Genomic DNA, 20211 nt, shown 5'->3' on the forward strand with positions numbered 1-20211 from the left:
GAGGCATGCCGCTCAGAGAAAAGAAGATTGCGCCCGCATTTTTCATTGGTCTTGGAGGTGCCGGTGGCGCCATCGTCGACGACCTCGCGCGCAAGGTCAAACAGAACGACTCGTTCGAACTTTACAAGGACCTCATCCACTTCTTCGCGCTCGACACGGATGCCGACGATCTCTCGCGTCTCGTGTGGATCGATGCAGCCCACAAGTTCGTCCTATCGGACTTCGACAAACCTGAATACGTCGATTTGAAACAGGGCAATCTCCACGCCAAGGCCGATCCGCTTTTTCAACAATGGTGGCCCGATTGGTATCGCCCGCGAGCGCAACGCGGCAAGGGCGCCGGTCAAATCCGCATCGAGAGCCGTTTGTCATTGTACCATCACCTCGAAGACGATCGCGCAAAAATCGTCGAAACGCTCGAAAAGGCCATTCGTCGAGCGTACGACGTTCACAATCCATTCCGCGCCAACAAGGCTGCGAAGATTCACATTTACGCTTCGCTCGCCGGAGGGACCGGATCGGGCGGTTTTTCCACGATGGCCTTGACCGTGCGCCGCTTGCTCGGAGGTCAACGAGGGCATCGCATCATCGGCACGTTCGTTTTGCCAAACGTATTTCGCAGCAAAGGTTTGCCGCCAAATCAATTCGACAAGATCATGGCGAATGGTTACGCCGCGCTAATGGAGCTGGAATGGCTGCAAAGCGCGGGGCCTGCGTTGCCCATCGAATTCCACTACGATCCGGGCAATCCGGAACGAGTCTACTTCGACCGTCCGCCGTTCGACCAAATTTACCTCGTTGAAGAAAAGACGGAATCGGGCGTCGTCATCGCCGATTCGAACGAGATCTATCCGGCGGTCGCCGATGCGGCGCACGCGCAAATCTTCTCGTCCATTCTCGACCGCGAAGGTTCGACGCTCGACAACGACACGCGTGAGCTGATGCAGCTCGACGAGCAAGCTTTCACGAAGTCCTTCGGTTCGTTCGGAATCGGCGCGCTCGTTTTGCCCGTTGCGGATATTTTGGAATATACCGCCGTGCGTCTCGGTGCTGAATTGCTATTGGCAGCGGTTCCCGGCGGAAGCGCGGCACTTGGAGACGGCGCGGATCTCGACGCGGCCGATCTTGCATTCGTCCGGGGCCTCGAAGGAAAAGCCGAAAGTCGCGACGAGGATGCCGAACCTCATAAACGCACCGTGGAATGGGCGCGTGGAGGCGGCAGCGGCGGCGAGGGAGCGATTGGCGCATTCATTCGACGTTGCCGTGAAGACGTCGCGAAGCGAGTCGACGAAACCATCAAATTGCGCGGCTGGGACGAAGCCGAGCTGTCGGCATTCGAGCGCGATCCCGAACGCGTTCGTTCGGAGACGGCGCAAGCGTTTGGTGCATTGAAGTCGCAGGTGAGCAAGAGCGAAGACGCGGCGCGCGACAAAGCACGCGAAGCGGCGCAACGTGTCGCTGCCGAAGCGGGCGAATTGTCGCTGACCGAGCTTGCAAAAGGCAAAGGGCCGACGGAAGCTCGGTATTTCCTCGTGCTGCTCAGGCAAGCCGTCGCGGCGGAACAAGATGCTGCTCGAAAAGCGTACGAACGCGGATTGGTGCTCACCGATCCGCGGCTCGTCGACGATTTCAAGCGCCGCGTCGAAGAAATGGCCATTGCGGCGCCCGAAACGCTCCTCGAAAAACTTCCCGGACGAGAAAACGATTATTTCGAGGTCGCTGCAGGCTTCGCCGGATGGTATCGAGACATCCTCGATGGATTGCGTGCGCGCATTCGTGCCAATGCCATGATCGAATTTTTTGCGGCCGTCTTGCAAGAAATCGATCGGCGCAGGCTTTCGAGTTTCCACTTTTTCGCTCGGGTCGATCGCATTCATCGGCGCCTCGAAGAACGCGCTTCGCGTCTCGTCGCAGCAGGTGGTCGTCGCAATGACGGCGGGGATGCGAATCGTTACGTGCTCGATGTGGAGGTTTTACAGGACCACCGCACGGGAAAACGGCTTTGGGAACACCTATACACGCGGCTCGTGCGTCCGAGCGACATGCACTTGTCCGGCGCATTGGCGCGCCTTGCGCAAGTGGCCAGTCAAGGTGGTGCCGAGCAGGACATCGAACGGCGGATCATCGATGATCTCGTCCAATTGGCCGCTTCGTCGCTGCGAGGGCGTATTGGTGGAAGTCTCGAAGAACGAGGCTTGCGCGTCGATGAAGAATTGCGTTTCGAAGCGGCGCTCGTGTCTGCGCGCCGGAGGCTCGAACGCCGCGGAGGACCGCTGCCGCCCGATTCCGATCCGCAATGGGCCGATGAAGCGCGTCGCACGTCCGACGAAGAAATTCACGCATACATCAAAGACAAACTCGAGTTTGCGGCGGCCAAGTGCGCTCCGTTCATTACGCTTGGTGCGGGCGCGCCGCTTTTGCCCGACAAGGCGTATGCCGTGATGCATTCGGATTACGAGCGAACGCTGGGGCCGTTTTTGTCGCATCTCGCGACGCTCCGCATCGATCGGTCACAGCTCGTTTCAGCCGACAATCCATTCGAGGTCATCTTTTACCTGGCGCGGCTCGGCTGCCCGTTGCACGCGGTCAAGAGTTTGTCAGAGTACGAAAGGCGTTATCGCGCCGTCAAAGACAAAGAGCTTGCCGAAGGTGCCAAGGTGCCGGGTTTGCCCAAAGGCGTGCCGCAAATTCCGCTGCACATCGATCGCAATTGGGAAGGTGCTCCCGAACCCGACACGCGCCTCTTTCGCGTCTCCATCGAGGGTGTTCGCGAGAACGATTCCAAGCTTGCGTTCAATGAACGCATGGGCAAACGGAAGCAAAAGGCGGGCGAAGAACAAGCTCGAACCGATGACTTACGAGACTTCACCGTTGCCGTGGCGCTCGGAATCATTCGCCGAATCGAACATGGATACTTGATCGAGGATCCGGATTTGCCGGAAGACAAGCGCAAGCTCGGCAAATTCCGCGATCAAGCGTTCGAGAATTTCGGCCGTCGTATCGATGCGCAAAAAACATGGATTCGTCGCGCGGCCCAAACCAAGCTCTCCGAGTTTTTGGAGAATCGCGAATTTGGCAGCCTCGTGGCATTGCTCGACGCTCACGTGACGGACATTGAAAAGCTCGTCAAACTTGCCGATGGCGACGGTTCGAGCCCGGAGATCGATCACCTTCGTCGTGAGCTCGAATGCTTCATCGCTTTCCGCAAGGAGCTCGCTCGATGAAATGGGGGTGGTTTGTTCATTTGACTAGGGAGGGGCTTCGCTGAGCGCCGCAGCGCCTCGCGCTCGACCCATTGTGCAGCCGAGCCCCGCGCTTCTCGTCAGCGTCGGGGCGTTTGGCAAGGACGTCGCCCGTGCAGCGGCAGGCGCGCGTTTCGTGCACGTCGATGCAATCGTCGACGCGGAGACCAAACCCGCAGCCGATTCCAAAGAACCGTTCCGCGACATCGTATCCGCGTGCGAACGCGAGTTATCGAGCCTGCTCGACGTCACGCGTTACCTGGAATCTTCATCGCCCACGGATCCTCGAGGTCCACGTTGCGATGTGTTTGTCGTGGCCGATCTGTCCGAACCTGGCATCGGGCCCATCGTCGCGCCTCTTTCGGCCGCCTTGGCAACGTCGTTGCGACGCTCGTTTTCCCCCATTTTGCGGTCGGGCGACGGAGCCCTCGTGGTTTGTCCCGTACTGGTTTGTCCTCGTTCCGGTGATCGCGTCATCATGGCTCGAGCGCTCGCGGCTCTTGCCGATGTCGCTCGCAATCGGAGCCCTTCGGCACGATTGGGCGGCCGCGTTTACCTCGTCGAGGATCAAAGCGGTAAATACATTTTGTCGCGCGCGGAATTGGTGCGATCGTTTGCTGCTTTTCTTTCAGCGTTGGTTTTACCGGCCATGCGGGACGACGATCGCGGTGCCCGGACGCTCGTCGAGGACGATTCGGATAGCCCCGCTTTTTCGACGTTTGCGTGCGCAAGTTTGTCTTTCGATTACATTGCGCTCGGGCGTCTCGCCGCTGCACGGTTCGGCCGCGAAATCCTCGACCTCATGCGGTCTCCGGTCGATCCCGCAGCCATCGATATCGCATCGCTCGCCGCGCCGCTCGTTCCCGACCGAGCGCGTCTCGAAGCGGATTTGGCGGAGCCCATACCGCTCGTCGAGTTTCTTTCGCCACCCAAAATTGACGTTCCAACGATCGATTGGGATGACGACCCAGAAAGCATCGTCGAGCGCAAGTTCGGATCCATCTTTCGAGCGCGTACGGAGGCATTACTTGGCACGTTCGAGGACGAGGTCGAGCGGTTTCAGATGGACAAACTATCTGCCGCGCTCGAGCAGCGAGGAAAAGCGTGTATGGAGCGCGTCCTTGCCGAGCTCTCCGAACGCGTCGCGCAATTGGTTGCAGCAGGACCAACCGGCCACGCGCGCGCGTTGCTCGCATTGCGTGATGCGCGTACGCGGGCTCGAGGCCACTATGACGACGTCGTGCGCGCCGTCGAAGCGCCGGAGCTGTCCGAACGTCCGACGTCACCGCTATCAGCCAAATTGGCGGCGCTCGCGGAAGCCGCGCGTCTTCGGCCCAGGCCGCTGCGAATGAAAGTATTGGGCGCAGCGGCAAGCGTCGTCTCGGCCATCGTCATCGGTGGAATGATCGTCACGGCACTACGCATATTTGCCCTTCCTTATCAGCCATTTTTTGCTCCGCTCCTCGAAGTGCCGAATGGACCGCTGGGGATTGCCCTCGTTCCGCCCATTCCATTTTTGCTCGGCGCGGCCGTCAGCGTACCTTCGACGAATTATCGATTGTGGAAACACCGCAAACGACACCACAATTGGGTCGTTCAGGCGCGTGACGACTTGGCGCAAGCTCTCGAACGTCACGTGCGCGAAGACTTGATGAGCCATTACGAGCGGCGACTTCATCATGCACGACTGCTTTGGGTGCAGCGCATTTTGAGCCGGCTCATTGGTCACATCGAAGAATCGATTAGCACACTCGAAGCAATTCGCGCGGTGCTTGCCGAGGCGGATCGTTCATTGCGGTTCGAGGAAGCCGATGGGCATCGCGCGCTCTCCGCAGGGGGCATGCTCATTTCATCGGCATTGCATGGGGCCATCGTTCGCCCGGACGATGTCGACGACGTGTATGCCGATGTTCGTCCGCCCGAACCTCGTGCGGCGGCCGAACGGTGGGTGCAGGAAAGTTTGTCGGAACATCCTTGGGTCGAAGCGCCGTTTGGCGCGGTACCACCATTGCTCGAATTTTGCCGTCGCGAGCTTTCGTCGCTCGAGGACGTATCGCCATTCGAGCAAGGTGAATCGGCGCTGCATCGAGCGGCGGACGATACCGTTCGGCGATTCTTGCGCCGGCTCTTTTTGAAGCTCTCTGCGCCGCTGGAATTGGCGTCCAAACATGCGCCTTCGGCTGCTGCGCCCTCGCGCGTGCTCTTCGCCCCTCCCGAAGCTCGAAAGCTCATCGATGCCGTACTTTCGGACGGTGGATTCGAGAGCGGTTGGGACGTGCGAGGTTTGTCGCCGGATCGTCATGCCATTGTGCTGGTCGTCGCGCGTAGCGGTTTGCCGCTCGAAGCGATTGCATTGGCGCGTCCGGAGGAACCATGAGGGACGTCATTCTGGACATCCTCGTTGCGTGGTCTCGCACGGGCCGCGCGATGCCCTGGCGCTCGGGCCTTTTGGGAGCGCTCGCGGCATTCGTCGTCATTGCGTATCTCGCCGCAATTGCCCGATCACGATTCGAGCTGCGAGCCATGCGCGTATCGACGGGCCCTCTTTTTGCATTGGCCGGCGTCATCGTCTTCGCGCTCGGCGCCGTCGTGGCGCTCGCTGATGCCATTTTGGCTTGGCAAGACATGCCTCTCGTCGAGGAGCGCATTTTGTTGTTTTTTGCCCCTGGCGAAGGGCAAGCTGCTTACGAAGAATTGCGGCGTTTATTGGGTATTCTCGAGGGCGGACGATTCATTCTTCCCGGCTCCGTACACGTCCCGCTGTCGTTATTTTTCGCTGGAATCTTGTATATCGGCATCGTGTTTTGGGCGGCTCGGACGCTCGAGGAAATGGCCAGCATCGAGCAAAAGCCGGACGATGTGCTGGCCAAGGAGCGGGCCGAAGAAGAGAAGAAAATCAAAAAAGCGATTGCGGAAGGCCGGCCATTGCCAACTGCACCGGCATCGAGCATTCCGCTGGCCGATGATCGATTCGGGCGAGTGTTCAAAATGCTCGGGCATTGGACCAGCGTCGAATTCGTCGAGGATCGCTTCTTGCGCTGGCAAGGGCCGCTCGTCTTTTCGGTGACGGGTTTATTGCTTCTCGCCTTGCCGTCGGCTCTCGGTGGCCATCTCTCGGCGCCGCTTTGGGTAGGCTCGGCCATTTTGCTCGATGGCCTTCGGCGCAATCTCGCGACACCCACGAAGCCCCCGGCAAAACCCCCGGCTGAGCCTGCAGCACCGGAAAAGACGCAGCGCCCTCCCATTCAGCCGCTCATTTTGGCCGTGCACGAAGCGGAAGGACCGCTCCTCTTGCCGCCGAAGCAGCCGGAAGCAGCACCGGGCCAATTGTCTCCAGGAACCGATCTTCGAGCCAAACGTATGCTCGACGATCTCGCGCGAGAATTGGGCGCCCTCCGAGGGCTCTACGTGCATCAAGGTTTGACGGGGGATGCATTCGCGGCGCGCAAAAATATTCTTCTGTCCACGCCTCCCTTGTCCGGAAAAACGACGACACTCGAGCTGCTTTTGTTCTATTCGCTGCTCGTCGACGCCGAAGCCGTTCTGTGGATTGCGCCTTCTGCAGCGGAGGCTGCCATTGCCGAGCGTCGCGTGCTCGCTCGCGCCGAAGCATTGCGCTGGAAATGGAACGTGCATTCGGCCAATCTGGCCGTGAGCAAAGGGACGGTCGATCCTACCCACGGAAACCCTGCGCTCATTTTCGCGGACCCTGCGGGAATTCATCGCGAGCTGTGTGGTCGTCAGCAGGAATGGTCGGGATTCCTTGGCGGCCTCGGCCTCGTCATCGTGCCCGACCTCGATGAATGGCAGGGACCTTCCGGGGCCCATCTTTCGCTGCTCTTGCGTCGTTTGCGTCGCGCCGTTTCCCGTTGTGCACCGGTTCCGCCCGGAGCCAAGCCTCCGGGGGAACGCATTCGATGTTTGATGACGGCCGATCCCGTATTTCGGGACCTCGGCCAATTTGCAGAACGCATCATCGGTCGGCCCGTCTTGCAGCTTGGCCCCGAAGTTTCTGCGGCGCCGCGTCCTCCTGCGGTATCGTATTGCCTTCCGCCCGCGGCGCGACCGGATCGTGATTATCACCCGGCAGTACGCATTTTGGGTGAAGCGTTGGCGCATGGGTTTTCTGCAGAATTGTTCGGCTATGAAGACGTGCTTTCGCGAGCTGATGTCGCTCGGGCAAACGAATGGAGCTTGGGTCGCGGGGTAGCGACGCGCGGCCGATCGTTTGCCGCGGAACGTGACGAAGCCAATGCGGCCCTTGCAGGCGCCGAAGTCGTGATTGCTCGATTGCGCGCCGATCGTTATGCGCTCAGCCAAACGCTCGTGGCGCATGTGGGGTTTCGAGCGGCCACCATTCCGGATGCGCGCATGGCGTCGCTCGGCGCGGGCGAACGCGTTGGCAAAGCGATCCTTCCGCGTATGCCCGTGGCCGAAGAACCATCCGCGGACAAACCGCAAATTGGCGAAGGTCAAACTGAATTGCAAGGTCAGCTCAACGCGGAAGGCATTGCGGCGCAAGAGGTCGAGCGTAAAGTGCTCGTGCTGTGGCAGCCCGATCCCGATCCACTTTCGGCGCTCCTTGCTCACGAACGGCCGCCCTTCGACCATCCCGATTTCGCGCTCGGACAAACCATTGTCGTCGATCCCCTCGCGGACGCGATTCAGCGCGTGCATTTGCATGCGGCGCTCGCCGAGGCAGCTTGGAGCATGGAAGAGCTCGTGCAAGATTTCTCGCGTCCCGTGGTTCGAGCCGAAATCGATGCAATGCGCAATGCCGGCGAAGCGTCATCGACGAGTTTGCGTGAAGAAACGCGTATCGTGCTCGATTCAGCGCGAGGAACGCGTCAAGACGTTTCCATGTTTTCGCTATCGCTCGGCGAGCCGCCGGAGGCCATGCGCTTCGACGTGGCCGGTGAACCTGCGGAAGTCGTGGATCGGCATACAGGGGACGTGCTTTTCGGCGTCGAACGAGCGCGTATGTTGTCCGCGGCTTACCCTGGTCGCATTTTCGTTTTGCGGGGTGGGCGTTATGTGGTCAAACCATTGGAGGAGCAGGACGGCATCGAGCAGGGGCGCGTCGCATGCGAGCGCGAAGAACGATGGCTCGTCACGAGCCCCATTCGCGTCGTCGATTGCAAACCCATTGAAAGGCGCGTGAGTGGCAATGCGGCGCGCGCCGGTAATGCCGAACGGCGCGCAGAGCCAACACGCTCGATTGGCGGTGCCGCGTTTTACTTCGAGCGGCGATTGGTCGACATCGAAGAGACCGTTTTGGGCGTTCGTCGATATGGTCCGGATGGACGCGAGCGGGATACGACGATGTACGCCGAGCCCATCGTGCACCGATATTCATCGAAAGCAACGCTTCTTGGATTCCCCAAGGAAACCTTCGGTGAGATTTCCCCCGCGGCATTGCATGCGCTAACGCATCTATTTCGTGTCACGCTCTCGGCTTTCGTTGCTCACCGCGAAGAGGACCTGCTGGTGGTGCGGGCAAAAGACGTGGGATCGTCTTTACAATCCGGTATTGCATTCGTCGACGCGCATCCGGGCGGCGTGGGTTTTTCCGAAGCGGTTACGCTGGATGTTCTCCGCGTGATGGTAGGTTTTTCATTGGCCATCGTCGAGCGGTGCCCGATGCGTTGCAAGGATGCGTCGGGGTGTTCCCGGTGCGTGCGGATCGTGAATTGTCACGCCGAACAGCATGAAATGGCATTGCTCGACAAACAGGGTGTCGCGGAACTATTGCGGAAGATGCTGAAGGTGGAACCTGTCGCAACGTGACGTGCATCGACATCAATTCGTGCTTTTACAATCCGCGGCGCAACCATCTCCACTCGATGTATTGCCGTCGTCGCACACTTCTCCCGCGTCCAAAATGTCGTCGCCGCACCGAGGTATCGTGCAATCGAGACGGCATTCGGACGGGACGTCGAGCGAAATGATTTTGGCTGGTTGATTCGCGACGAGCGCGATTCGTTCGCCGTCTCCGTCGACGTATTCCCACGTCGAGATCCCCGATGCAAATTGCGAAGCGATTTCGATGACGAACGCCCCGGGGGCCGGCAAACCCGAAAGAGCCCCACCGTCGCTGTTGTCGTTGAAGGTCCACTCACCGAGCGCTGCCGTAGGCTCCGTCAAGAAAAATTCCTTTTTCCCATCGTCGGTGATGGCAACGAACGTGCCCGATGGCAATCCCGACATGGATTGAATCACCTTGGAATCGGGCTGAGTTTCTGGTGACGTCCCTTTGTCGGCACCGTGAATCGTCACGAGCCCCAATCGTCCTTCTGGGCCAATATCACGATACAAGAAGAGGTTGCTCGTACCTACCTCTTCGAAACCCGTGTGTGCGCTCGCCGAGAAGTAATTGTAAAATGAATTGACGGATTCGTCTCGCTCCACGGGCTCGATGGGACGCACGAGGTCTCCTTGCACGAGCAAAAACGCAGGGCGATCGGCATTCAAGACGCCTCCGTCGCATTGCTCGAATCCCGCGTGAACGAAGCCGTCGCCACAGATTGCCGGCAAACAACGCGAAGGACAAGCGTCCGTATCGATGCCATTGCCGTCGTCACACAGCTCGCCCGCTTCGACAATGCCATTGCCGCAGCTTGGCAAAGCGCAATCGTTGGTACAGCCGTCACCGGGCACGGAATTGTTGTCGTCGCATGCTTCCACGCCGGCATGCACGATTCCGTCGCCGCATCGTGCAAAGACACATGCCGAAAGACACGCATCCGTGCTGATGGAATTGCGGTCGTCACACATTTCCCCGGGGTCCACCACACCGTCGCCACAACCAGGACCGAGCGATTCTGATTCGGGAACATCGAGTGGCGTACGCCCGCAAGCACCCGCGACGAGCGCAAGCATGAACAAAGAACGTATACGATGTTTAGCGCGATGAGCTACGGCGGGATGATGCATGCGAATCCCCCAATCGTGCCGGCCTATCAGATGACTCGAACGTCACCCGGACGAATGTTTCAAGGATTGGCTTTGACAGGTTCGGCAGGACAACCAAGCGCCGGCTTCGCTTGGCGCGCATAACGTTCGCTCACCGCCTTGCGGAGAATACCTTCGTCCAAAAATGGCGGCTCACCATCTTTCCGCCACGCTTCGAGCGCCACGGCCGTCGCGTCCTTGCAAGCCATCTCTTTGCGTATGGCGCGACAAACCAGCGCCTCCACCGAGCTCGCGTCGCGGATCGGACACGTCGTCGGATCCTCGCACGCCTTCACCGCTTCATCCGAACATGCGCGACAGTTGAACGCGTCGAGGTGTTCTTTTGACGTCAAAAGACACGTCGCGAGATCCGTACACACGTCGGACGCCTCGCAAGCAGGCAGAGCCGGCGCTGCGGGCGTTTTGGGCGTTTGTCCTTCTGTACTCGCAGCGCTCCCACCACATGCGCAGGCGAGCCCGAGGGCCACGCTGAGCACCGCTCCCAATGCGAGGCGTTTGCTTGCCGCCGTACCCATCACCTTGTTCATCGGCCGCGAGGGTAACTCATGCGCATCGTGCGAGGGAAGCCTCACGCGCCCTTGTCGCCCGCGCGCGTTCGTCTTATGCGTCTCGTCGTGGACCTCGACCTTCAAGGCACTGTCGTTTTCGTGACGGGCGCATCGGGCACCATTGGCAACGAGATCTGCCGCGCGTTTCTCGATGAGGGAGCCCTCGTCGCCGCATTCTCCCGGCGCGGCATGCCCGAGGGAGATCGCGAACGCACGTTGTCGCTCATCGGCGACGTGCGCGATGTCGAATCCATCGACGCAGCGATGCGCGAAACGGAGAAACGATTCGGTCGCGTCGATGTGTGCGTCGCGGGCGCCGGATTATGGCCTCCCCAGCCGGTCATGCTGCACCAGATCGACCCGGCACGCGTGCGTGAGGTTGTCGAGACGAACCTACTCGGATCGATGTGGACCGCGCGCGCATTTCTCGCATCGCTCGAACGGACGGGGCCACGTACGGATGCGCGCGGCTCGAGCATCGTCTTCGTCGGTTCGACGGCAGGGCACTTCGGCGAACGTGGACACAGCGAATACGCTGCGAGCAAGTCGGCTCTTCGAGGCCTCACCGCGTCGCTCAAAAACGAGATCGTGCTGCTCGACCCGCACGGCCGCGTCAATCTCGTCGAGCCAGGTTGGACCGTGACGCCGACGATCCAAGAATATCTCGAACGCCACGGCGTGCTCGAAAGGACCATGCGCACCATGTCGCTACGGCAGCTCGCAGCGCCGTTGGATGTTGCGCGCGCCATCTTGTTCTTGGCGTCGCCTGCAATGTCGCGCCACGTCACGGGCGAATCGCTTCTCGTCGCGGGAGGCATGGAAGGCCGTGTGCTCTGGTAGGTGCGAGGCGCCCTGCTGCTTTCACAGCTTGCACAAAACGGCGCGAACGACTACCCGTTGCCCCCATGCCGAATCGCCGAACGATCCGCAAGTACATGACCCCGAGTCCTGTCACCGTCACGCGCACGACGACCATGGCGCGCGCGATGAAAGTGCTCGACGAACACGGCTTCAGGCACCTGCCCATCATCGACGACGCCGGAAAGCTCGTCGGGTGTTTGTCCGAGCGCGAGCTGAAGATCGTCGAGAACATGCGTGTCGTCGATGCTGGCATGGCGTGCGTCGAAGACTTCATCCTCGGCCCGCCCTATGCCGTCTCGCCAGACACTACGTTGCGCGAAGTCACGCAGGCGATGGCCGAAAACAAGCACGGATCGGCCGTCGTCGTCGAAGGCGATCGTGTCGTCGGCATGTTCACCACCGTCAATGCCCTCCGTGCCCTCTCGTCGGTCCTCGACGAGCTCGAAGGCGCCGAATAAAGCCCTGACATCCGCCGCCTACGCGTTTCGGACGTCGAGTTTGTCTCGGAACGCGCGAGAAGCTCCTTGGCATAAATGTGCCAGGTTCTTCGTGCTCTCTCGCTGATCGGGTATTCTCGCGTCAGTGGGCGACGGTTCTGCCGACACACTGACCGCATGCATACGACCTTTGGCGCGTCGGTTCGTCGTGCGCGGGCTCGTCGCGCTGCTCGTCGCGGCATGCAGCGCGCCTGAAGAACCTCCTGGACGCAGCGTCGAGGCAACCGAGCCGCAAGCGTTTGTCGTTACGCACCCTTCGGCGAGCTCTCTGCCGCTCCCGCCGGATGCGGCTTTACCGGAGATTGAAATCACCGAACCGACTGCCCATGATCTCGAGCCCGGGCATGGTCACAAGCTCGCAAGCATTGCGATGCGCAATTACATCTACATTGCGCCAGATTATCAATCGACGCGGCTCGGTTATTTGCGAGCGGGCGCCATTGTCGATCGTGCGGCCGTGCCGGCGGGGTTCAAACGTTGCAAAGCTGGGTTTTATCGAATTCATCCGCGCGGCTACGTCTGCGCGGGCATCGGTGCGTCGCTCGATGTGGACCATCCCGTGGCGCTTGCGGCCTATCGCGGGCCTCGTCGAGGTGAGCCATTCCCGTACCATTACGTCATTTCACGCGTGCCGACGCCGCATCTTTATGTTCACTTGCCGACGCCCCAAGAGCAGTACGATGTCGAGGGCAGGCCGGTCGATTCGCCACCGATGAATCCGTGGGTATTGCGAGAAATCGCAGAGACCGTGGGGGAGCCGGATGCGCTTTCGGCATTTCTTGCAAGCGGAAAAGATTTGCCCAAACCGGCAGGGGCGCAGGAGCGCATGCGATTTCCAGCGCACCGTGGCCGCGCCAAACCTCGATCGGCGTTCGGCCTCATTGCGACGTTCGATTGGACGAACCGCCGTTTTGGCCTCACCACCGAGCTCGACCTCGTGCCGATCGATCGCACGCGCCTCGTTCGTCTTTCATCGATGCGTGGCATCAAAATGGCCGGCGAGGAATTCGTGCCCGCGTTCGTCACGCATCACGGTTTGCATGCGCTGCGCCCGGATCCCGAAGGGAAACTGCGCGAAGCGGAATTGGTTCCATTTCGATCGGGTTATTCGCTCACGGGTGGAGCGTCGAGTGGCGGGACGCATCGTATTCAGGGAAAACCCGGCGAAGCATTGGCGGCGTTTTTGGAGACGGCCGAAGGGGTTTGGCTTCCTGCATCGAGCTTGCGCATTGGCCGATTGGGGACCGATTTGTGGGGTCATGCCAAACGCGGCAAACGTTGGATCGACGTATCCATCGAGCGGCAGATGCTCATTGCGTACGAGGGCACGCGTCCCGTCTTTGCGACGCTCGTATCGACGGGCCGAGGTGGCCTTTCGGATCCGCAAACGACGAGCGCCACGGTGCAAGGGACGTTTTTCGTGCAATCGAAGCACGTGTCTGCGACGATGGATGGCGATCCTCAAGACGAAACGGCGCGCGAATTACACGACGTGCCGTACGTGCAATATTTTCATCAGAATTACGCGATTCACGGAGCCTATTGGCACGATCAATTCGGCAAGACGAAGAGCAATGGATGCGTGAACGTTTCCCCTGCAGATGCTGCGTGGCTCTTCGAGTTCACCGATCCTCGCGTGCCCGCTGAATGGCATGGCGCCATGACACCCGCTGGCGGCACGCTCATTTACATTCATCCGTGATGGTGCCCAATTCGACGTGATCGTCGACTTATACGAAATCACGTCCTCACCCACGTCCTGTCGCACTCGACCCCCGGCCATTCCTCGAAATAGCGAGCGTACCTGTGCTTCGCGCTACCTGCTTGACCTTTAGCAATTCCACGCTGTAGCCTGCCTGCGGCGCCGATGCGTGCGCTGGGGTGGAGGTTGCTTGCGATGGCGGGGTGGCTTCGCCGGGTAGCTTTGGCATGGCTGGCGCTAGGTGGCCGTTTTCAGCTTGTCCAGCAGCGCTCCCAGATTGTCGAGCTCATGTCGATAATATTCGGCGGCGCTTTCCGTGACGCCCGGTTCGGCGAGCAGTCGGTGCAGGTCGTTGATGACGGGCTCGAGCACACCAAGCCCGATGCTGGGCTGCTCGTTTTGTCGACAGCATTCGGCGTAATACCACGTCATGGTGCAGGTTCGATCGATGTTGGTGAACCCCAGACGAAGCATATCGTCCCAGCACTTTCGACATGTATCGAACGGTTGACAGTTCTCGACGGCGGCCATGAGAACAGCTTCCGCGATGCGTCGTTTCGTTTCAAGCACGGCGATCTCATCGTTACCTGCGCGAGCAATGAATTCGCGCTCGACCGTTCGGTATGCGACTTCGATTGCACCAAAGTCGCTATCGAATGTGGCCACGCGCGTTTTGGCTATCGCTTTTGCCAGGTCCCGACTCCTCGAGTCCGGCAATCCGTCATCTTGCATGATATCGGCTGCTTTCGTCTTGATGTTTGCTTCCGCCATGCAGTACCTTCCGGTTGGCTAATACTTGCACGATACCGTGCCCCTTGTCGCTGGGGCTCGTGGTGGCCATATCCCCCCACTGCGTACGCATGCTTCTCGACACCAATCGCATCGCGTCGCGTCGTACACGCTTCCGGGCTCATCGGCAAGCGGGCTTTCCAGACATGCCACATAGTGTACGTGACATATTCGTTTTGCCTCTTTCCATTTATCGAGCGACCCCGTGATATCCTTTGCCGCCGCAACCGGGTCGGGGCCAGGGCTCGGGGCGGGACGGACGAGCGCGGGCGCGGGCGTCGCCGTATCGAGAGACGGACGAAGCGTGGGGCGCGAGGCTCGTCGCCGTATCGGGAGACGCGCGAAGCGTGGAGTGCGAGGCTCGTCGCCGTATCGGGAGACGCGCGAAGCGTGGAGCGCGAGGGGCGACGCGTGTCGCGACCTTGGCGAAGCGTCAGCGTCCGGGCGTTTCGGCCGTGGGCGCAGGTTCGGACTTGTTCCGGCGAGCGGCGGCTTCGTCGCGCGTTTTTTGGAGTTGATCGAAGTAGCTGAAAACACGCGCTTCGAGGTCTCGGGGAAGGGACGTGTCTTCTTCGATTTCATCGATGAGCGCTGCGCGAAAACGCGACAACAACCCTAGCGTCGTCGTGCGGATTTTCAGCACTGGCGTGCCAAGCGTGTCGGTACCCACGAGCGATCGGTCGTTCAGCAATTTGTCGATATCGTCCCCGGCATCGATGAATGCAGTGGCCCAATCGAGCATCGTCGCGCCGGCGGGATGAGGCACGGCAATGGCTTGGAGGTCGGCTTTGAGCGAATCGAGCAGCGGCCGTTTGCGCATGGCGGTGGCTGCTTCATTGGCATACGAAGCGCGCAGCACGCCGAGCTTCGGGACGAAAGCGTCGCGTACGCGAATTGCCGCGTCCTTCAATCCTTGGGGTGCCGACGGCAAACGAATGATCGCCTCCGTATAATAGTGAATGGCTTCGCCGAATCCGTCGTGGTGCTCGTCTTTGACAGCGAGCTCTTGTGCGAGCGGGCGCCCTCCGCGCATGGCTTCGGGCACGGCTTCGAGCTGCGTTTGCTGCTTGGCAAGCTTGGGGGCATACAGCTTGCCGGTTGTAGATAACAATAGATCCGCTTTTCGCTCGGTCGCGAGGTTTCGCAAGCCGAGCAGGATGTCACCCAGACCGAGGTTACGCATGTGGGCGACGGTACTCCGTACAGGCGAGCGAGGTCAAGAAAGAAGCGGCAGGCGTGAGCACTGAAGCTCCACACGCAGCGAAGCGTTGGAACGTGCGTGGAGATACGGGCATCACGAGGCGATGCAGCGATACATAAAAGGGTCGTTTTTGAAAAACGCGCTTTGAAAACATAGTTGCCAGTGCTACTTTTTCGCCGTGATCCTTGCCTTGAAAACCCATTTGAAGCTGCTCGTTTCGCTGGTCCTGGGCCTCGTTGCTTGCAGCGGCGAGGATCCCGAAGCGTCCAGCGCAGAGCAACTCTCCGTGTTCACCGGCCGAATGGAAACCGCAGACTCGGTCGTCGGCCTGACCATGTCGGCCAAGGGCGACGTGTACGCCTACGTTTGCGGCGGCGACACGACCTTCGCCACCCATTCTCGCTGGTTTGCCGGCGCGCTCTCGCCAAACTCGGCGTCGCTCGAAAACGAAGGCTATCAGCTCGAGGTGACGCAGCAAAGCGACACGATGGACATCACCCTCGAGACGCCAGACGGGACCATGCACTCGACGGCGGCCAAGCTCGCCGGGCCCGGGAATCGCTCGGCGCTGTACGAATCGTCGCCCAATGCCGATTGCCCTTGGGGCGTGGTGATGATTGACGACGGCGGGGTAGAGCCGGAGGTCTTCGGCACCTGGTGTGGCCTCGTCGAGTCGACGAAAGTCTTCGCTCAGGTGACCCCAGTCCGTCCGATCGATTTTTCAAAAGCGATTTTGCCCGTGCTGGTGAACACTCCGGCCGGCGAAGAGCAGTTCGAAGTTCGTCGGGCCAGTGCCAGCCCCGCGGTCCCGTGAGCTCATCCGTGAGCCGAGCGCAGCCATGAGGCAACCGCGCGCTGCCGTGCGCGGCTTCGACATGCCCCTGCTGGAGCTGCTCACGTCGTTCGTCGGACGCGACGGGGACCTCGAGCGTATCCGCCTGCTCTTCAATTCCAAGCGCCTGGTCACGCTCTGGGGGCCAGCCGGCATTGGCAAGACGCGCCTGGCGGTCGAATACGCGAGCCGCGGAGCCAGCGAGTGCTTGTTCGTCGACCTTTCCAGCGCGCGTAGCCTGGGGACGGTGTGCGAGACCGTCGCGAGCGCGCTCGATGTCGTGTTGCCAGGCGGGCTCGAATCCGAACAAGCCCCGATTCGACTCGGGCGGGCGCTTGCCGCGCGAGGACCGCTGCTTCTGGTGCTCGACAACTTCGAGCGAATCGCGCACCTGGCCGTCGAGACCGTCGGTCGCTGGCTGATCGAAGCGCCAGATGTGCGCATTCTGGTGTGCTCTCGCGAGCGACTTCGGCTGCGCGGCGAGGGGATCCTGGAGCTCGGCCCGCTCAGCCTGCCCGCGGACGCCGAGTTCGCAGCGTCCGAAGCGGTGCAGCTCTTTCTGCTCAAGGCTCGCGCCGAGGACGATACCTTCGAATTGACCGACGACAACGCCCCTCGCATCGCGGCGCTCGTCCAGAAGCTCGAGGGCATCCCGCTGGCGATCGAGCTCGCGGCGGTGCGGCTGCCCTTGCTTGGCGTGGACGAGCTGATTTCTCGACTGGGCAAGCGCCTCGATGTCCTCGTCGGCGGCTTTCGAGATTCCGAGCCGCGCCAGGCCACGCTCCGCGCGGCGCTCGAATGGTCCTGGGACCTTTTGACGGAGGAGGACCAGCGCGCGCTCGTCGAGTGCTCGGTCTTTCCGGGCGCTTTCTCGCTGTCGTCTGCGGAAGCGGTGCTGAGCGCCAAAGACGTGCTCCGCCGGCTCGATTCCCTGCGGGACAAGTCGTTGCTTCGGGTGCTCGGTACGGGAAAGCTGGGGCTTTTCGAGTGTGTTCGCGAACTCGCGAGTGAACGTTATGCGGAGCTCGATCCCGAGCGCAGCGCGGAGGCGCGCCACACGACGCATTTCCTGGCTCTTTCGAGCGCAAGGCACGAGCAGAGCCCGGACGACCCACTCGATCCCGAGCTGCGGGACAACGTGGTGGCCGCGCTGAAACGCGAGCTCGACCGATTGGAACGAGTGCCGAGCGGAGAGCGCACGTCGAGCGACACCCTCGCGACGGAACGCGCTATCCGGGCGCTGCTTGCCATTGAACCGGCGCTGGCTCGTCGAGGACCGGCGGACCTGCTCCTCGAGCTTTTGGAGCGAACGATGCACATTGCGCCGGGTCTTCCGCCACGACTCGGCGCGCCGCTCTTCGCGGCAGGGGGTCGCGTCGCTCAGGCGCGAGGTCGAGCGGACGAGGCGCGTGCGCGGTTCGACCAGGGAATCCAGTTGGCGGAGGCATCTGGCTTGTTCGCCATTCAAGCTGCGATCGTTACGGACTTGGGCGTGCTCGAGCACGAGCAGCGCGAGCTTTCACGGGCGCGCGAATGTTATGACCTTGCCATGTCGCGCCTCGCCGGTCAGCGGGATCGGCGCGCGGAGGGCCGGCTGCTGGCGAACCTCGGTGCCCTGCTGCACGACCTCCGCAGGTATGATGTTGCGAGGGAGCGCTACCAGGACGCGCTCCGCGTGCTCAACGATGCCGGCGTGGTGCGGCTTCAGGGCATCGTGCAGGTCAACCTGGGCGTACTCGAACAGGAGCAGGGCGACCTGGACGCGGCGCTCGCGCATTACGAGATTGGTCTACGCTTGCTCGAGCGGGCGGGCGATCGACGCTTGGAGGCGATTGCCCTTGGCAACCTGGGTACGTTGCAGCATGAGCGCGGCCAATTGGAGTCGGCGCGAAGTTATCACGAGCGGGCTCTTTTGGCACTTCGCACCATTGGGGATGTTCGCTCTGAATCGCTGGCCCGAGGCAGGCTGGCGATGGTACTCGCAGCGCTCGGGCATAACGCTGCATCGCGAGGGTTGCTCGCGGAGGCGGAGCTTGCGGTTGGAAGCGGTGGAGACGCGCTTGCAGCCGCGTTCGTGGATCTTGCGTGGGGTGCGGCGGAGCTTTCGGATGCCGAGGCATTGGAGGCGCAAGATGCGCAAGGGGCCAAGGCATTGCATCAGCGCGTGAGACAGCGGATGGAGCGAGCGCATCGCGCATCGTCGACGGGTGGGCCGTCGCCCGCTGAATTGTCCGACGACGTGCGTATTGGTCTCCGCATTTTGAGTGCCGCGCTGGGTCGTTTGTCGGCCGAGGCTGCCGTGGAGCTATCGGCCGACGCGCTCGTGATTGCGCCCAATGCGGGTTGTTATCGACCTCCTCGGGGTGATTGGGAGGATTTGCGCCAGCATCCGGTCTTGCGCCGCATTCTATTCGCGCTCGTCGAGCAGCACCGCGCGCAGCCTGGCGTGGGGTTGTCATTGGATGCGATTCAGCGAGCGGCTTGGCCGGGCGAGCGCATTCGCGTCGACGCTGCGGCCAATCGAATTTATGTGGCGGTTTCCAAGCTACGGCGTCGCGGGTTGCGGGACGTTTTGCTGAGGCAGGACGACGGCTACGCTTTGGAGCCGAGCCTCGAGGTGCAGCGCTTCGATGGTGCAATGCCTGGAGCGAACACGAGCTCGACGGAAACCGAGGGGTGAGCGCTATCCAGCGGTGATGTTACGTCATTCGCCTGGATATCACGGTCGAACTAGGCAGCGAGTGCGTGGCACAATATGGGCGTCAGTTGGAGCCGGGGTATCACAGATTCGAGTCGAAGGTTCAGGTGCATGAAGACGGCGAAAAAGAGAACGTAAGGCCGAGCGATGCTGGGCGATGAGCGGGGAGAGCGAAGAAGAAAAGCGAAACTGGTGCAACGAGGGGTTCGGGACGTGGTAATGAAATTCGCAAAATCCACATCGGAAACCAGAGAAATGCGTTGGATCGCCGAGCGGGAATTGGTGCGACGTGACGTTGTTGGGGGGCGCGTCATCGTTCGTCTCGGTTGTCCTGAACCTGACCCGGAGTCCCCGCATGGTAGAGATTGGAGATGCTCCTTCGCTATTGAGGGGCTAGGCGACAATTCCATTCACTACGGTCATGGCCTTGATTCGATCAGCGCACTTCAGAATGCATTGCGTATTATTAGGCTTGTCCTCTTGCGGAGCAAGATTCCTCTTCGCCGGGAGCTAACCAAGACAAATGATATCGGTTTCCCGATGGCCGCACCCGTCGCGTACGGGATCAGGTTCCAAAGGAAATTGGAGAGGTACATGGAGGCGGAAGTGAAAAAGCGGGGGCGTGAAGCTCGTCGCAAGGCGCAGAAAAAGCAGTGAGTGGTTCGTATCGATCTTATTCGATCAACCATCCCCGCTGATGCAACCGAGTCGTGAGCGCGCGATATCCAGCGGTGATGTTACGTCATTCGCCCTTGCCGCGGAGGGGTGGGCACAAGAAAATCGGCGCGGGTTCGTGGGCGCGGAGGGGTGGGCACAAGAAAAGCGGTGCGGGGTTGTGGGCGGAGAGGGGTCGCTGGGGGTTGGGGTGA

Annotated in this window: 13 protein-coding genes; 9 read left to right on the forward strand and 4 right to left on the reverse strand. The window is 60.9% G+C overall.

What is annotated here, in order from left to right:
• Positions 1-5: 5 nt before the first annotated feature.
• The 3 genes from IPM54_18960 (at position 6) to IPM54_18970 (ending at position 9029) form a co-directional block, all read left to right on the forward strand.
• Entirely contained in the window at positions 6-3224 is a 3219-nt protein-coding gene (locus tag IPM54_18960; GenBank protein ID MBK9261870.1) for a hypothetical protein, read from the forward strand.
• 73 nt (positions 3225-3297) lie between these two features.
• A complete protein-coding gene (locus IPM54_18965; protein MBK9261871.1) occupies positions 3298-5619 on the forward strand; it encodes a hypothetical protein in 2322 nt (773 codons plus the stop codon).
• The gene (locus tag IPM54_18970; GenBank protein MBK9261872.1) at positions 5616-9029 is read left to right on the forward strand and encodes a DUF1998 domain-containing protein; all 3414 of its coding nucleotides are present in this window, start codon (positions 5616-5618) and stop codon (positions 9027-9029) included. The genes IPM54_18965 and IPM54_18970 overlap by 4 nt, the downstream gene beginning before the upstream one ends.
• Before the next feature lie 12 nt (positions 9030-9041).
• Here IPM54_18970 and IPM54_18975 read toward each other — a convergent pair whose 3' ends face one another.
• On the reverse strand, positions 9042-10121 hold the full coding sequence (locus tag IPM54_18975; GenBank protein ID MBK9261873.1) for a DUF4215 domain-containing protein: 1080 nt from the start codon (positions 10119-10121) through the stop codon (positions 9042-9044).
• 113 nt (positions 10122-10234) lie between these two features.
• Complete coding sequence (locus IPM54_18980) at positions 10235-10741, reverse strand: hypothetical protein (protein MBK9261874.1); 507 nt, start codon at positions 10739-10741, stop codon at positions 10235-10237.
• An 18-nt stretch (positions 10742-10759) separates the two neighbouring features.
• Here IPM54_18980 and IPM54_18985 point away from each other — a divergent pair, with 18 nt between their 5' ends.
• The 3 genes from IPM54_18985 (at position 10760) to IPM54_18995 (ending at position 13822) form a co-directional block, all read left to right on the forward strand.
• The gene (locus tag IPM54_18985; protein MBK9261875.1) at positions 10760-11602 is read left to right on the forward strand and encodes an SDR family oxidoreductase; all 843 of its coding nucleotides are present in this window, start codon (positions 10760-10762) and stop codon (positions 11600-11602) included.
• A gap of 65 nt (positions 11603-11667) precedes the next feature.
• Positions 11668-12081 carry a CBS domain-containing protein gene (locus tag IPM54_18990; protein MBK9261876.1) on the forward strand — a complete coding sequence of 138 codons (414 nt, stop codon included), beginning with the start codon at positions 11668-11670 and terminating at the stop codon, positions 12079-12081.
• A gap of 148 nt (positions 12082-12229) precedes the next feature.
• A complete protein-coding gene (locus IPM54_18995) occupies positions 12230-13822 on the forward strand; it encodes a L,D-transpeptidase (protein ID MBK9261877.1) in 1593 nt (530 codons plus the stop codon).
• 237 nt (positions 13823-14059) lie between these two features.
• Here IPM54_18995 and IPM54_19000 read toward each other — a convergent pair whose 3' ends face one another.
• Both IPM54_19000 and IPM54_19005 read right to left on the reverse strand, forming a co-directional pair.
• A complete protein-coding gene (locus IPM54_19000; protein MBK9261878.1) occupies positions 14060-14593 on the reverse strand; it encodes a hypothetical protein in 534 nt (177 codons plus the stop codon).
• A 451-nt stretch (positions 14594-15044) separates the two neighbouring features.
• On the reverse strand, positions 15045-15794 hold the full coding sequence (locus IPM54_19005; protein MBK9261879.1) for a hypothetical protein: 750 nt from the start codon (positions 15792-15794) through the stop codon (positions 15045-15047).
• Between the two features lie 220 nt (positions 15795-16014).
• Here IPM54_19005 and IPM54_19010 point away from each other — a divergent pair, with 220 nt between their 5' ends.
• The 3 genes from IPM54_19010 to IPM54_19020 all read left to right on the forward strand — a co-directional run bounded on the left by IPM54_19010 (position 16015) and on the right by IPM54_19020 (position 19999).
• Positions 16015-16626: a hypothetical protein gene (locus tag IPM54_19010; protein MBK9261880.1), complete on the forward strand. Its 612-nt coding sequence runs from the start codon at positions 16015-16017 to the stop codon at positions 16624-16626.
• 25 nt (positions 16627-16651) lie between these two features.
• Positions 16652-19324, forward strand: a complete 2673-nt coding sequence (locus IPM54_19015) for a tetratricopeptide repeat protein (protein MBK9261881.1) — start codon at positions 16652-16654, stop codon at positions 19322-19324.
• Between the two features lie 165 nt (positions 19325-19489).
• Positions 19490-19999, forward strand: coding sequence for a hypothetical protein (locus IPM54_19020; protein ID MBK9261882.1), 510 nt, complete (start codon positions 19490-19492; stop codon positions 19997-19999).
• Positions 20000-20211 lie beyond the last annotated feature (212 nt).

Source organism: Polyangiaceae bacterium (assembly GCA_016715885.1).
In the GTDB taxonomy this organism is placed as follows: Bacteria; Myxococcota_A; Polyangia; order Polyangiales; family Polyangiaceae; genus Polyangium.

Excerpts from the sequence above, each read along its gene's own strand:
- IPM54_19015 (MBK9261881.1), top strand. The coding sequence starts at position 16,652 with ATGAGGCAACCGCGCGCTGCCGTGCGCGGCTTCGACATGCCCCTGCTG.
- IPM54_18980 (MBK9261874.1), bottom strand. The coding sequence starts at position 10,741 with ATGAACAAGGTGATGGGTACGGCGGCAAGCAAACGCCTCGCATTGGGA.
- IPM54_18975 (MBK9261873.1), bottom strand. The coding sequence starts at position 10,121 with ATGCTTGCGCTCGTCGCGGGTGCTTGCGGGCGTACGCCACTCGATGTT.
- IPM54_18985 (MBK9261875.1), top strand. The coding sequence starts at position 10,760 with ATGCGCATCGTGCGAGGGAAGCCTCACGCGCCCTTGTCGCCCGCGCGC.
- IPM54_18960 (MBK9261870.1), top strand. The coding sequence starts at position 6 with ATGCCGCTCAGAGAAAAGAAGATTGCGCCCGCATTTTTCATTGGTCTT.
- IPM54_19020 (MBK9261882.1), top strand. The coding sequence starts at position 19,490 with ATGCTGGGCGATGAGCGGGGAGAGCGAAGAAGAAAAGCGAAACTGGTG.
- IPM54_19000 (MBK9261878.1), bottom strand. The coding sequence starts at position 14,593 with ATGGCGGAAGCAAACATCAAGACGAAAGCAGCCGATATCATGCAAGAT.
- IPM54_19005 (MBK9261879.1), bottom strand. The coding sequence starts at position 15,794 with ATGCGTAACCTCGGTCTGGGTGACATCCTGCTCGGCTTGCGAAACCTC.
- IPM54_18970 (MBK9261872.1), top strand. The coding sequence starts at position 5,616 with ATGAGGGACGTCATTCTGGACATCCTCGTTGCGTGGTCTCGCACGGGC.
- IPM54_18990 (MBK9261876.1), top strand. The coding sequence starts at position 11,668 with ATGCCGAATCGCCGAACGATCCGCAAGTACATGACCCCGAGTCCTGTC.